The sequence below is a fragment of the Actinomadura fibrosa genome (genome assembly GCF_900659615.1).
Classification (GTDB): Bacteria; Actinomycetota; Actinomycetes; order Streptosporangiales; family Streptosporangiaceae; genus Spirillospora; species Spirillospora fibrosa.
Genome location: NZ_CAACUY010000038.1, coordinates 24762 through 37197, shown reverse-complemented (window position 1 = coordinate 37197; position 12436 = coordinate 24762). Strand labels below are relative to the sequence as shown.

At 73.2% G+C, this 12436-nt stretch carries 12 protein-coding genes; 6 read left to right on the top strand and 6 right to left on the bottom strand.

Features of this window, described 5'->3' with window-relative positions:
• Positions 1-96 precede the first annotated feature (96 nt).
• The 3 genes from E1300_RS16080 to E1300_RS51575 form a co-directional block, all read right to left on the bottom strand.
• Positions 97-684, bottom strand: coding sequence for a DinB family protein (locus tag E1300_RS16080; protein WP_131757802.1), 588 nt, complete (start codon positions 682-684; stop codon positions 97-99).
• A gap of 138 nt (positions 685-822) precedes the next feature.
• Complete coding sequence (locus tag E1300_RS16075; RefSeq protein ID WP_242619180.1) at positions 823-1134, bottom strand: antibiotic biosynthesis monooxygenase; 312 nt, start codon at positions 1132-1134, stop codon at positions 823-825.
• 154 nt (positions 1135-1288) lie between these two features.
• Positions 1289-1891 (bottom strand): putative quinol monooxygenase, encoded by a 603-nt coding sequence (locus E1300_RS51575; protein WP_207399768.1) that lies wholly within the window; start codon positions 1889-1891, stop codon positions 1289-1291.
• Positions 1892-2106: 215 nt separating this feature from the next.
• Here E1300_RS51575 and E1300_RS16060 point away from each other — a divergent pair, with 215 nt between their 5' ends.
• From E1300_RS16060 to E1300_RS16040, 5 genes are all read left to right on the top strand, one after another.
• The gene (locus E1300_RS16060) at positions 2107-2946 is read left to right on the top strand and encodes a helix-turn-helix domain-containing protein (RefSeq protein ID WP_242619176.1); all 840 of its coding nucleotides are present in this window, start codon (positions 2107-2109) and stop codon (positions 2944-2946) included.
• Positions 2947-4128: 1182 nt separating this feature from the next.
• Complete coding sequence (locus tag E1300_RS16055) at positions 4129-4824, top strand: hypothetical protein (RefSeq protein WP_131757800.1); 696 nt, start codon at positions 4129-4131, stop codon at positions 4822-4824.
• 10 nt (positions 4825-4834) lie between these two features.
• A complete protein-coding gene (locus tag E1300_RS16050) occupies positions 4835-6046 on the top strand; it encodes a copper amine oxidase (protein ID WP_131757799.1) in 1212 nt (403 codons plus the stop codon).
• A gap of 236 nt (positions 6047-6282) precedes the next feature.
• A complete protein-coding gene (locus E1300_RS16045) occupies positions 6283-7545 on the top strand; it encodes an alpha/beta hydrolase family protein (RefSeq protein WP_131757798.1) in 1263 nt (420 codons plus the stop codon).
• Positions 7546-7970: 425 nt separating this feature from the next.
• On the top strand, positions 7971-9446 hold the full coding sequence (locus tag E1300_RS16040) for a beta-propeller fold lactonase family protein (RefSeq protein ID WP_131757797.1): 1476 nt from the start codon (positions 7971-7973) through the stop codon (positions 9444-9446).
• Between the two features lie 12 nt (positions 9447-9458).
• Here the strand turns inward: E1300_RS16040 and E1300_RS16035 are convergent, their stop codons facing one another.
• Both E1300_RS16035 and E1300_RS16030 read right to left on the bottom strand, forming a co-directional pair.
• Positions 9459-10217 (bottom strand): DUF72 domain-containing protein, encoded by a 759-nt coding sequence (locus E1300_RS16035; RefSeq protein WP_131757796.1) that lies wholly within the window; start codon positions 10215-10217, stop codon positions 9459-9461.
• Positions 10218-10342: 125 nt separating this feature from the next.
• Positions 10343-10786, bottom strand: a complete 444-nt coding sequence (locus tag E1300_RS16030) for a MerR family transcriptional regulator (protein WP_165502860.1) — start codon at positions 10784-10786, stop codon at positions 10343-10345.
• Positions 10787-10882: 96 nt separating this feature from the next.
• Between E1300_RS16030 and E1300_RS16025 the strand changes: the two genes are divergently transcribed.
• Positions 10883-11668 (top strand): methyltransferase domain-containing protein, encoded by a 786-nt coding sequence (locus E1300_RS16025; protein WP_131757794.1) that lies wholly within the window; start codon positions 10883-10885, stop codon positions 11666-11668.
• 227 nt (positions 11669-11895) lie between these two features.
• Here E1300_RS16025 and E1300_RS16020 read toward each other — a convergent pair whose 3' ends face one another.
• Positions 11896-12348 (bottom strand): hypothetical protein, encoded by a 453-nt coding sequence (locus tag E1300_RS16020; protein ID WP_131757793.1) that lies wholly within the window; start codon positions 12346-12348, stop codon positions 11896-11898.
• Positions 12349-12436: the final 88 nt, after the last annotated feature.

Sequence of the window (12436 nt, the reverse complement as noted above, 5' to 3'; positions counted from 1 at the left end):
GCCGCAGCACAGACCCCGCTCCGGCCGCATCCAGCACCCGCCAGACGGGTCCGCCGGGGCAGGGGAGTACCCCCATCCCGGCGGACCCGGCACCGCTCAGCCCGACGTCCGCCCGTCCAGCGCCTCCCGCAGGATGTCGGCGTGCCCGGCATGCTCCGCCGTCTCCGCGATCAGATGCATCAGCACCCTCCGCGCACTCCACACCGTCCCCGGCTCGTGCCAGGGCGCCTCAGGCAGCGGATGCGACACCGACAGATCCGGCACGGCCGCGACGATCTCCTCAGTACGGACCGCGACCCGCTCATAACGCGCGAGGATCCCGGCACCCGACTCACCCGGCCGCATCCCGAACTCCTCCTGATGCTCGATCATCCACCGCGGCACCTCACGCGCCGTCCCCGCCGCCACATCGGCCCACGTCACACCCTCCGGCAGGTCATAGCGCATCGCCGACGGCCCCTCCACGACGAACCGCGACCACGCCTCCTCCATCGACGCGACATGCTTGATCAGCCCGCCCAGGCACAGCGCGCTCACCGTCGGACGCTCGGCGAGCCGCCCGTCGTCGAGCCCGCTCACGGTCCCGGTCAGCGCGGACCGCGCGGCCGCCAGAGCAGCGAGCAGATCACTCCGCTCGGCGTCGAGAGCCGGCGGGGGAGCGGTGGGAGAGGTCACAGCGGTCATGGTGTCCGAACCCTTCGGATTGCTGTCGTCGACTGGCACACGGCAACACTCCCAACAGAGGCGGACAGGACATGACCGCTTCTCACCGCCATCCCGCACAACATCGCGAGCGGCATCCACCGCGCCGACCTCGCCCGGTTACGCGTCCGCGCCGTCCGCCGTCCACGCGGCCACGACGTCCACATGCCGCACGCCACCCGACTCGGCGATGTGACGGAACCACGCCGCGCACTCCGGCACCGAGCCCACCTCCCGCGCGGCCCGCTCAGCCTCGGCCCGGCTGCGCCACACCAGCACGTCCAACCACGAACCGTCGTCCTCCCTGGTCAGATAGGCGGCCAGGCACCCGGGGAACCGCCGCCGCAGCGCGTCCACCATCGCCGGCCGCTCCGCCACCAACCGCTCCTCGGCCCCATCATGGATCGTGAAACGAGCCAACTCGATCGCCATCACGGCCAGCACGATAACCACCGGCACCCACAACGACGGGGGAGAGGCAGCATGATCACGCGCGGCCATCCCGCGAACAGGGACAGCGCCACCGCAGTTCTGCCGACGGCCGTCGAGTCGGGCGGGCCGGGGCCCGGTGACCCCGGCCCGCGCACTACCGCTCGACCTCGGTCAGATGCTCGAGCCGGAACGGTTCGGCGAGGCTGCGCTCCAGCTTGGCCGCCACAGCAGCGAAGTGCGGCGTGGCGAAGTGATGCTCGAGGGCGGCGCGGTCCACCCACCGCTCCAGCAGGACGATCCGATCGGGATCGGCCGGATCGGGATACGGCTGGTAGCCCAGGCAGCCCTCCTCGGCCAGGGACGGCTCGATCATCGCGGCCAGGTCGGCCAGCACCTGGTCGCGCAGACCGGGCACGGCACGGAAGTGCGCGATGACCGTCAGGGGAGCGGCGCCGGGGACCCGCGGGTCCGGAACGCGGTCACCCCTGATCAGCCAGTGCGGCCCGTCAGCGAACTCCCCGACGATGTCGAAGAACCGCTTGAAGTGCGGCCCGTCCGCATGGGCGGCGAACGCGGCCTGGTCGGTGTAGGCCTCGTTGAGGTAGAAGCGGCCCGGGTCGCTCTCATCCCGTATCAGCTCGAACCTCACCGTGCCCGGCTCGTCGCGTCCCGAATCGCGGCCGTCGGCCAGCGCGGCCTCGATGAACTCCTGCCGCCGTTCAGCGGGAACGTCGAAGTAGACGGCGATGTGATACATGCCCCTCTTCCTTCTGGGTGTCGTTCGATAGATGGACGGCGACCGGGAGGGCCCGGCGTGAAGCGCGCGTCGGCGCCCCGCTGAGGCTCCCTGTCCGGCCACGCCACCACGGTGCCGCGGGGGAGCCGACTCAGGCAGTGGGCCGTCCAACCTGGTTCCAACGGCACCACCCTGCGCACGTCCCGACAGGCCCTCACGCGGCCATGATGGACGGCATGGACCACCGTGCCGAGCTACGTGCCTTCCTGCGCGAGCGCCGAGCCCGCCTGCGCCCCGACGACGTCGGTCTCCGCGACGACGGCCGGCGCCGCCGCGTCCCCGGGCTGCGCCGCGAAGAGGTCGCACGGCTCGCCGGAGTGAGCGTCGACTACTACGTCCACCTGGAACAGGGCCGGGCCCGGCAGGTCTCGGACTCGGTCCTGGACGCCGTGGCACGCGCGTTGCGTCTCACCCCCGACGAGCACGCCTACCTCAAACGCCTCGCGCACCCCGAGGGGACCGCGGCCCCCAAGCCACAACGCGTCCTCGACGGCGTGGCCGATGTGCTCGCGGCGCTGCACCACCGTCCCGCCTACGTCGTGGGCCGCCGCACCGACGTACTGGCCTGGAACCAGCTCGCCGCCGCGCTGTTCGCCGACTTCACCGCGCTGCGCCCCGCGCAACGCAACATGGCCCGCCTCGTCTTCACCGACCCCGCCGCACCCACCGTCTACCGGACCTGGTCGCGCAAAGCCGACGACGTGGTCGCCTACCTGCGCTTCGACGCCGCACGCCACCCCGGCGACCCGGCCCTGACCTCGCTCATCGACGAACTGTCGGCGGCCAGCCCCGACTTCCGCCGACGCTGGGCCGCAGGCGAGGTCCGCGACAAACGCAACGGCCGGCTCACCGTGCACCATCCCGCCGTCGGCGACCTGGAGATCCGCTACGAGACCCTGCGCCCAGCCGGCGACCCCGACCAGGCCCTGATCGTGTGGAGCCCCACCGACGAACGCGCCGCCACGGCCCTCACGCTCCTGGGCACCCTGACCGCCGAGCCCCAACCCAACACCTGACACTCGAACGGCCGGGCGGGGCAGGCGTCCCGATGACCGAGGAGCCCACACCGGATCCGCGATCGAGCTAACTTGACATAATGTACATTATCGACCAACAACGAGACCGTTAGAAGCAGGGGCAGAACGGACACTCTGCCGTCCGTGCGCGCGACCCTCGACCTCGCCGAGCCGTGCGCCGCGCGCAGGCTCGCCGACACGGCCGCGCCATCGACGGCAGATACGTCCTCGCGGAGTCTGCGGCGAACCGGACACCAGCTCGCGCCCGGACGGCTCGAGATGCCGCCGCCCGGAGCCGATCCTCATCGTCGGTCAGCAGCTCATCGTCCGACTCCAAGCGCTGAGCTGGCGCCTCGAGCGGCGGCCGATCCGGCTTGAAGGCGCCGATCACGCCCTTAACCAGACAGAAGGTGAATTCTGTCTGGTTAAGGACGAAGATGCATATCTCGGGCACGGGTGGTTTGCGGACCTCCGTCGGCATGCCCGTTCCAGCGACTGACCACGGGGCAGCGACGGCGTCCACGGCTCGGTGGCCTGCCGCGGATATCGCACCCTGCTAGCCAGCCGTCGAGGGTCGCTCTCGGGCGGTGATGTGAGCGCGGTCGCGCAAGCTGGCTCGACCGGCCAGGTCAGCTCGAACGCCGGGACGCAGGTGTCGGCCAATCAGATGTGCGGGTGCTCCCCCGGTGCTCTCCGCGGTGGCAGGGCCGCGATCGCGTCGGTCGGTGAGGTCGTGGTACCAGGGCGCGCACGCTGTTCGCGCGGTCCTGTCGTGAGCCACGGCCGACGCTATCGCCGCCCCTCCCCCGCCACCCGGGTGGCAACGCGCTCACCAGGTGTCTGCCGTCGGTTCGCGTTCCTCGTCGCGCAGGCCGTTGAACAGCGGAAATGGGGGGTTGTGTTCAATTCTGGCCGCCGCGAGCGTGAGATCCGCAAGCCCGTCCGGGCGCCTATCGCCGGGGCGGTCATGGAACGGATGTCTTCGGTGCGGACAACAAGAAGAAAGAGGGCCGCCGCGGTCTCGCTCGCCCTGGTGCCGGCCGCGCACGCCGCGCCGCCGACTGGGGCCGTTCGCGGTTCGTCGTGGTCCGCTCCGGGGGCGGCGCGAGGGTGGAGCAGAAGGGGGCACGGACGACGATGAGGAAGAGAGCATCCGGCGGGGGCCGTGGACGGCGGCGTGCCGTGGCCTGGATCGGGGTCGCGGTGACGGGGGCCGCTGTGGGCCTGGCGGGCGCCGGGCATCTGCTGGACCCGTCCCCGCCCGCTCGGGCGGGACGGGACGCGCAGGTGAGGGCCGTCCAGGGGGTGGGGCTCGATCCGCTGACCGATCAGGAGATGGACAAGGCGCGGGCCGCAGCGCTCGCCGGGCAGTCCAGGGCGCAGCAGGCGGCGGGGTTGCCGCAGGTGGTGTTCGTCAGCGCCGATCGCCGTGACGATGTGGACGGCGTGGCCCGTAGGGCGGAGGTGCGGCTGTACGACTACCGCACCGACGAGATGGTGACGAGCGAGATCGACCTGGCCTCGGGGCGGGTGGTCGGGACCGAGCGGAGCCGGAACACGCAGCCGCCGGCGGCCCGTGAGGAGCTGCGGCGGGCGGTGGAGCTGGTCCTCGCCGATCCCCGGCTGGGACCGGGGCTGCGCGCCGCGTACAAGGCCGCGTCCGGGCGTGCTCTGGTCTCGGCCGACGAGGTGCACGTGCGGGGCCGGGTGTTCCGTGCCGCGCAGGCGGCCGGGGCGGGGGGCGGTGAGCAGGTCGCGCAGTGCGGACGCCTGCGCTGTCTCACGGTGAGCCTGAAGATGCCGGACAGCGGGTGGCTGGACACGAGCCGTCTGGTGATCGACATGTCCGGGCAGCGTGTCCACGTCCTCGACCGGTAAGGCGGCGATCATGCTCAGAGGGTTGTTCATGCGGGGCCGGGGGCTGGTGGTGGCCGGTGCGGTCCTGTGCGCGGTGGCTGTAGCGGCGCCGGGGGCGTCCGCCGTTGCCGACGGGGCGGCGGCGCGTTCGGCGGTGCCGGCCGATTGCAGTGGCCAGTACAAGGTGGACAAGAGGTTCCCGGACGGGGCCCGCTGGCAGCTGTGCTGGGACATCCGCAGCGATGAGGGCCTGCGCGTGCTCAATGTCCGGTACACCCCGCGCGGGGGCGGGCAGATCACGGTGCTGCGCGATCTGGCGTTGGCACAGGTGCATGTTCCGTACGACGACAATTCGGAGCGGTATCTCGATCTGCCGTTCGGTTCGGACGAGGCGGCGCCGCTCACGCAGCGGGAGTGTCCTGGAGGGGAGCTCCGGTCCCACAATCGGCAGCGGATGGTGTGCGTCGCGACGCAGGGGCACGGCTACGGGTACAAGAAGACCGATGCGGATCCGAGCCGGGACAAGCAGCGGCAGTCGCAGGAGCTGGTGCTGTTCGGGGTGTTCGAGGTCGGCTGGTACAACTACGTGCTGGAGTACCGGTTCTCCGATGACGGCCAGATCACGTCGCGGCTGGGTGCGACGGGTTCGCTGGTCTCCGGGTACACCCGGCCCGAGCACGGGTGGCCGATCGGGCGCGGGAACACCCGGCACTCCCCCAACCACTCGCACAACGCTTTCTGGCGGGCCGATTTCGACCTGGCCGGTCCGGGCGGCGAGAAGGTCGAGCAGTTCGACTTCGCGGGCGAGGGGACGTTGAAGCGGACGATCCGGCGCAAGACGCTGACCAAGGAGGCGGAGGCCCGGTTGTCGCCGAGCCGGTTCTGGCGGGTGGTCGACCCGACGGTCAGGAACGCCGACGGGCATCCGATCTCCTGGCAGGTCGACGGGATCGCCAGTTCGCAGTTCCGGGGTCCGGCCTCGGCCGAGGAGCAGTTCACCCGGTCGGACGTGTACGTCACGCAGCGCAAGGCGTGCGAGCGTCTGGCGGCGGGCAACGAGCAGCGGGGCTGCCGTAAGCGGGTGGACCAGTTCGTCGACGGGCAGACGCTCACCGATCCGGTGCTGTGGGTGGGCGTGGACTTCCACCATGTCCCGCGCGACGAGGACGAGGACCCGATGCCGGTGCACTGGCAGGGGTTCAGCATGAGCCCGCGTGACGTCACCGCCAAGAACCCGTACTAGGGCGGGGTGGATCTGGGCGGTGACTCTGGGCGCCGGTCGGCCGCGGGGTGGCCGGCCGGCGCCGTCCCGTTCTCGGACGTCGATGGTCTGACGCCGCTTTCCTTGGGAAGCGGCGTGTGGTCGTTGGAGGTCGGGGGTGGGTGTTGGTAGGTGCACCTTGGGTGGTAGTCAGGTACCCCCGGCCGGGGTGTGCAGGCCCATGGTGCGGGATCGTCCCGGCTCCTAGCGTCGTCGGCATGGAGATCAACAGTGTGAACGGCCGGTTATCCGGCGTCCTGGTCGGGATCGTGCTGGTGGCGTCGGCGGCGGGTTGCGCCTCCGCCGGGCAGGGGCGGGCGCCCGCGCGGCAGGCCGGGGCGGCGGCCGGTGCCCCCTCCCCCGCCGTGCGGGGGACGGTGGTGTCGGTGACACCGCTGGCCCGCATGTCGCAAGCGCAGACCGGCCGGTACCTGGACGAGGCGGATCTCAAGGCTCCGCGGCCGCGGGCCGGGGTGGACGTCTACCGGCTGGTCTACCGGACGGTCTCGGCGACCGGGCGGCCCACGACCGCCAGCGGGGTGGTGGCCCTGCCGCGCGGTACCGCCCGGGCGCTTCAGGCGGTCAGTTTCGCGCACGGCACGCATTCGGGCAGGCGCACCGCGGGGTCGGTCGCCGCGGACGGCCAGAGCCGGATCGCGGCGGTGTACTACGCCGCGGCCGGATACGCCGGGGTCGCGCCCGACTATCTCGGCCTGGGGGTCGGGCCGGGAGCGCACCCCTACCTGGATGCTGCGTCGGAGGGCGAGGCGTCGCTGGACATGCTGCGCGCCGCGCGTACCGTCGCCGTCCGGGAGGGCGCGCGGCTGGACCGGCGGGTGCTGGTGACGGGCTTCTCCCAGGGCGGTCAGGCCGCGATGGCGCTCGGTCGCCGGCTGGAGCGCGGTGACGACCCGTACCTGCGGCTGGGCGCCCTGGCGCCGGTCAGCGGGGTCTACGATCTGCGGCGCTCGCAGATCCCGGCGTCCCTGCCGGGGCGCGGTTCGCTGGACCCGCGGGTGTCGGCGTTCAACCTCGCCTACGCCACGGTGGCGTGGAACCGCCTGTACCGGTTGTACGGGACGCCTTCCGAGCTGTTCCGGGCACCCTACGCCGGGGTCGTGGAGCAGCTCTTCGACGGCAGCCACGACGAGGAGGAGGTGTTCCCGCGGTTGCCCGCGCGTCTGGAGGAGTTGCTGACGCCGCGGTACGTGAAGTGGCTTGAGCGTCCGTCCGGGGCTCTGCTGCGCGCGATCCGTGCGGCGGACGGTACGTGTGACTGGGAGCCGCGGGCTCCGGTGCGGCTGTACGGGGCCGCCGGGGACGAGCAGGTCACGTTCGCCAACACCGGTGCGTGCGTACGGGCCCTGCGCCGCCACGGGGCCGTGCCGCGGGTCGTCGACTACGGTCCCGGCACCCGCCACTTCGACACCCTGCACCGGGGTCTGCCCGACACCCTGCGGTGGTTCCAGACCCGCAAGTGATCGCGTCGCGGTTCGGTGGGCCCCGGACGCGGACGCCGCGCGGAAGAGTGCGCGTAGACGAAACAGGTGTGCACTCTGAGGTGGGACGGCGCGGAGCCCTGGCCTGCATCATCAGGTGAGGTGCCACGGGGACCCCGGGTTCCGGGCGGTGTCCGGCCCTGCTCGTCGTGGCGCGGCCGCGCCGGTCGGCATCCGCGGTGGACCACTTCGCCGCGTCCGGGTCGCGCGGGATCCGGTGGGCCGTACGGGGGGTTCGGCGGGGTCGCGCGTGGACGGCCTGCCGAGGGGCGTGCGGCGGCGCGGGCCGGAGCGTCGGGCGGGGCCTCGCTCGCTGTCCGGCGTCCGTCCGGCGGTTCCTGTCCGGTGGGTTCCGGCGGGTCGTGGTTCCGGGTGGATCAGGCTCCGATCGTGGAAGGGGTGCGGGGATGACGGTGTCGGCGTTCGCGAGGGTCAAGGGCGTGAGGCCGCTGGTCGCGGTGGCGGGAGCCGGTGCGGTGGCGGCGGCCGTGCTGGGGGTCGGCGCGGGGCCGTCCCACGCGGCGCCGCAGGGCGGTCGCCCGGTGTACGTCACGACGAGGCTGAGTGACGACGTGGCCGTGTTCAGGCCGGGCCCGGACGGGCAGCTGGGGAAACCGTCGAGCCATGCGCGGACCGGGGACGAGCCGCGCGGTCTGGTGTTCGCGCCCGACGGGCGCCGCGCCTACGGGGTGAACGGCGGCGGCACCGACGGCGCGGCCCAGGGCAGCGTCACCACCTACGCCGTCGAGGGTGACGGCGCCCTCACCCCGGTCGGCGACCCGGTGCCGACCGGCGGCGGCGTCAGTTTCGGGATCGCGATCGACCCGGCCGGTGCGGCGCTGTACGTCACCAACATCGACTCCGGCACGGTCACGGCGTTCGCCATCGGGTCCGGGCGGATCACCCGGCTCGGTGACCCGGTCAGTACCGGCCACCCGGATCCGCGGGGTGTGGCGGTGTCCGCGGACGGGCAGTGGGTGTTCGTCAGTCATGGACGGCCGGTGGAGGGCCGCGACGACGTCGTGGTGCCGTTCCCGGTCCAGGGGGATCACAGCCTCGGTCCGGCCGGGAAGGCCGCGCGGGTCGGCTCCGGTGGGCAGGGGGTCGTCGTGTCGCCGGACGGGCGGTTCCTCTACGTCGTCTCCACCGGGTCGGACGGGGTGTTCGCCTTCACGGTCGGTCGCGGCGGGACGCTGAGCGAGGTCCCCGGATCGCCGTTCCCCGCCGCCGACTTCCCGGAGGGGGCCGCGGTGAGTCCCGACGGCCGCCTACTGTTCGTCACCAGCCCTGGCCCGGTGCGGCCCGACAATGCCCGGGCCGTGTCGGTGTACGGCATCGGCCGCAACGGGGCGCTGAGCTCCGTCCCCGGCTCTCCGTTCCGGGCCGGGCAGGGGCCGGTGGGGGTCGCCGCCACACCGGACGGGAGGCACCTGTACGTCAGCGACGTCGACTCCAACGACCTGTCGGGCTTCGACGTCCTGCCGGCCGGTGAGCTGCGGCCGGTGCCCGGTTCTCCGGCGCCGATCGGCGGCATGAGCCCGGCGTTCCAGTCGGTGTCGGTGCTGCCCGACCAGGGGCCCGCGGCCTCGTTCACGGCCTGGCCGTCCGGGACGGGATCGTCGGTCGGCTTCGACGCCTCGGGCTCGGCCGACCCCGACGGGCGCGTCGTCCGCTACGACTGGGACTTCGGCGACGGCACGGCGGTGAGCGACGGCGGTCCCGGACCCGTCCACGCGTACCAGCGGCCCGGGACCTACACGGTGACGCTCACCGTCACCGATGACGAGGGCTGCTCCACCCGCTTGGTGTTCACCGGCCAATCGCCGTTGTGCAACGGGACCGGCCGCGCGCGCTCGCAGCAGTCCGTGGCCATCGGACGGTGAGGAGGCCGCGCGTCACGGTCGCGCGGACGTGGACTGACGACGGGAGATTTCCGGGCTGCCGGCGCGCTCGGTGAGGTCCTTGAAGCGCAGCGCGTTGCGGACGGCGGCGCCGCCCGGGTCGTTGTTGAAGTACACGTAGGCCTCGGCGGCGCCGGCGACGCGGCCGGCCCAGGTGGAAAGGGCCCGGTCGCCGTAGGACGGGCGCGGGTGCGCGGCGCCCTCGTGCAGCCGCAGGTACAGCCAGTCGGCGGTGCGCCACAGCGGCGTCACGGGGCGGCCGAGGCGGTCGGCCCAGCACAGGGCGGCGCCGCGGCGCTCCAGGACGGCGCGGGTCTCCCCCGTCCACCAGGACGGGTGGCGGGGTTCGACGGCGACGCGGACACCGGCAGGGAACAGGGCCAGGCAGGCCTCCAGCCGGGCCGGTTCGGCGCGCAGGGTCGGCGGGAGCTGCAGCAGGACGGGGCCGAGCTTGTCGCCCAGGCCGCCCGCGGCGTTCATGAGGCGCTCGACGGGCTCCTCGGGGTCCTTCAGGCGCTTCATGTGGGTGAGGTAGCGGCTGGCCTTGACGGCCATGACGAACCCGGGCGGGGTCGCCTCGCGCCAGGCCTCGAAGGTGTCGCGTCCCGGCAGCCGGTAGAAGGCGTTGTTGTTCTCCACGGTGGTGAACACCTCGCCGTAGCGGGGCAGCCACCGCCGCTGCGGCAGGCCCGGCGGGTACAGGACCCCGCGCCAGTCGGCGTACTGCCATCCCGAAGTGCCCGTCCAAAGCACCGCTCCCCCTCCCCTGCGGGTCGCGGGGCTCCTACCCACTACCGGGCCGAGTTCTCCCGACCGGGAGCCCGGGGTGGAGACGGCCGGCGGGGACGGGTGTCGAGCCGGTGGGGGGTTCCGGCCGGTCAGCGCGCGTGGATCTTCTCGTGGGCTTCCTCGAACGTGGCGCCCGCCAGGAACGCCGCGACCCCGCCGGTGAAGTGGGAGCAGTCGAAGATGTCCTCGTGCGGGCAGGCCAGGCCGTGGGCGATGGCGGTGCGGGCCGCCTGGGCCCGGGCGATCCGCGCGTCCAGCTCGGTGAGCTTGCCGCGGTACACCTCCCGCCAGCCTCCGCCGTCCGGCGCGGGACCGCGGGACGCCAGGAACGCCTTGACCTCCCGCAACGTGAAACCGACCTCGCGCAGCAGCACCACCACGCCGACCAGCTCGGCCGCCGACGGCGGATAGCTCCGCCGGCCCGAGACCCGCTCCGGCGCCGGCAGCAGCCCGAGCCGCTCCCAGTAGCGCAGCGCGGAGGCGGCGACACCCGTCCGGCTCGCCAGCTCCCCGATCGTCAACCGCTCACCCATCGGTCCGAGCATACGGGAGCCGCCGGCCGCCGATCATCCACCGGCCCGGACGGTCCGCTTGACTTGAAGCGCGCTTCAAGCCGCAGGATCCCCGCCATGGACACGAACCCGACGACCGGCCGCACCCGCGACGACACCGACGCCCTCATCGCCCTGCTCGACATCGGGGACACCATCCCCGGAGCCGCCGAACTGCGCGCGCACTCCTACGACCTGCTCGGCATCACCCGGGACGCCGCGGTGGACGCCGCGGTGGTCGACGTCGGCTGCGGATCCGGCCGCGCGGCCGCGGAGATGGCCGCCAGGGGCGCGCGGGCCGTCGGCATCGACCCCGACGAACGGATGATCGCCGTCGCCGGTGAGCGCTGGCCCGCCGCGGACTTCCGCGTCGCCGACGCCTACGACCTGCCCTTCCCGGACGGCGCCCTGCGCGGCTACCGGGCCGACAAGGTCTACCACGTGCTGGACGACCCCGCCCGCGCCGCCGATGAGGCGCGGCGCGTGCTCGCCCCCGGCGGACGCATCGTGCTGCTCGGCCAGGACTGGGACACCTACGTCATCGACTCCGACGACGCCGCGCTCACCCGCACCATCGTGCACGCCCGCGCCGACCTGGTCCGCGCGCCCCGCGTCGTCCGCCGCTGCCGCGCCCTGCTCCTGGACGCGGGCTTCACCGACGTCACCGTCGAGGCCCGCACCTGGATCGGCACCGACGCGGCCCTGCTGCCCGTCCTGACCGACCTCGTCCGAGGAGCCCGCTCGGCCGGGGCGATCACGGACGCACAGGCCGAGGCCTGGCTCGCCGATCAGCGCGAACGAGCCCGCGCCGGCCGCCTGTTCCTCGCCATTCCGATGTTCGTCACCGCCGCCACACGCCGCTAGACCCCGCCGGCAGGATCCCGACGGGAGCCGCGGGACGGCTACGACTCCCCCCGGCTCCCGTCCAGGCACGTCCTGCGACCTCGGATATGGGTGTCGGGTGTCGCTGGCGGCCTTACCGTCCGAGGACGTCCGAGACTTCCCTGGACGTCCCCGGACGTCCGCGACCCTGGACGTCCGCGACCCTGGGCGCCTCCGGCGGTTGGGACCGGCGGTGACCATCGAGGGGTTCAGCGGCGGTGCGGTTCCAGAGCGCACATGTACTCCACCAGCCGGACGCCGATCTCGAACGGCGCGTCGCCCCCGTCCAGCGCCGGGTCCGGCCAGGTCTCCGACAGGCGCCGCCACGAGTCGCGCCCGAGGAACACCCCGGCCACCGCGTCGTCCCCCAGCTCCGCACGCCAGACGGGCTCGGCGGCCAGCAGGCGGCCCAGCGCCGCCTCGTTGTCGGGCTCGGCGCGGTGCTCGGCATGGAAACCGATCTCCAGCGCCCGGTCAACGGCCCCGGGCGCGATCTCCGCCGCGATGAGCTGCGCCTCGTAGTGCTCGCGCTGCGGCTCGGCGTCCCCGACCCACGCCTTCACCCCGTTGTGGCGCACCTGCACATGCAGGCGCCCCAGACCGGCCGGCGCCGACCCCCGGACGACCTCACCGACCTGGTCGAAAAGCTCCCAGTCCGTCACAACGGCCGATCCTAGAACGTCCCTCGGACACCCACCCGGACACCCACCCGCGGCCCGCACCAAGCGGCGCGAGGCGAACGGGCCACCA

Excerpts from the sequence above, each read along its gene's own strand:
- E1300_RS16080 (WP_131757802.1), bottom strand. The coding sequence starts at position 684 with ATGACCGCTGTGACCTCTCCCACCGCTCCCCCGCCGGCTCTCGACGCC.
- E1300_RS16075 (WP_242619180.1), bottom strand. The coding sequence starts at position 1,134 with ATGGCGATCGAGTTGGCTCGTTTCACGATCCATGATGGGGCCGAGGAG.
- E1300_RS51575 (WP_207399768.1), bottom strand. The coding sequence starts at position 1,891 with ATGTATCACATCGCCGTCTACTTCGACGTTCCCGCTGAACGGCGGCAG.
- E1300_RS16060 (WP_242619176.1), top strand. The coding sequence starts at position 2,107 with ATGGACCACCGTGCCGAGCTACGTGCCTTCCTGCGCGAGCGCCGAGCC.
- E1300_RS16050 (WP_131757799.1), top strand. The coding sequence starts at position 4,835 with ATGCTCAGAGGGTTGTTCATGCGGGGCCGGGGGCTGGTGGTGGCCGGT.
- E1300_RS16045 (WP_131757798.1), top strand. The coding sequence starts at position 6,283 with ATGGAGATCAACAGTGTGAACGGCCGGTTATCCGGCGTCCTGGTCGGG.
- E1300_RS16040 (WP_131757797.1), top strand. The coding sequence starts at position 7,971 with ATGACGGTGTCGGCGTTCGCGAGGGTCAAGGGCGTGAGGCCGCTGGTC.
- E1300_RS16030 (WP_165502860.1), bottom strand. The coding sequence starts at position 10,786 with ATGGGTGAGCGGTTGACGATCGGGGAGCTGGCGAGCCGGACGGGTGTC.
- E1300_RS16025 (WP_131757794.1), top strand. The coding sequence starts at position 10,883 with ATGGACACGAACCCGACGACCGGCCGCACCCGCGACGACACCGACGCC.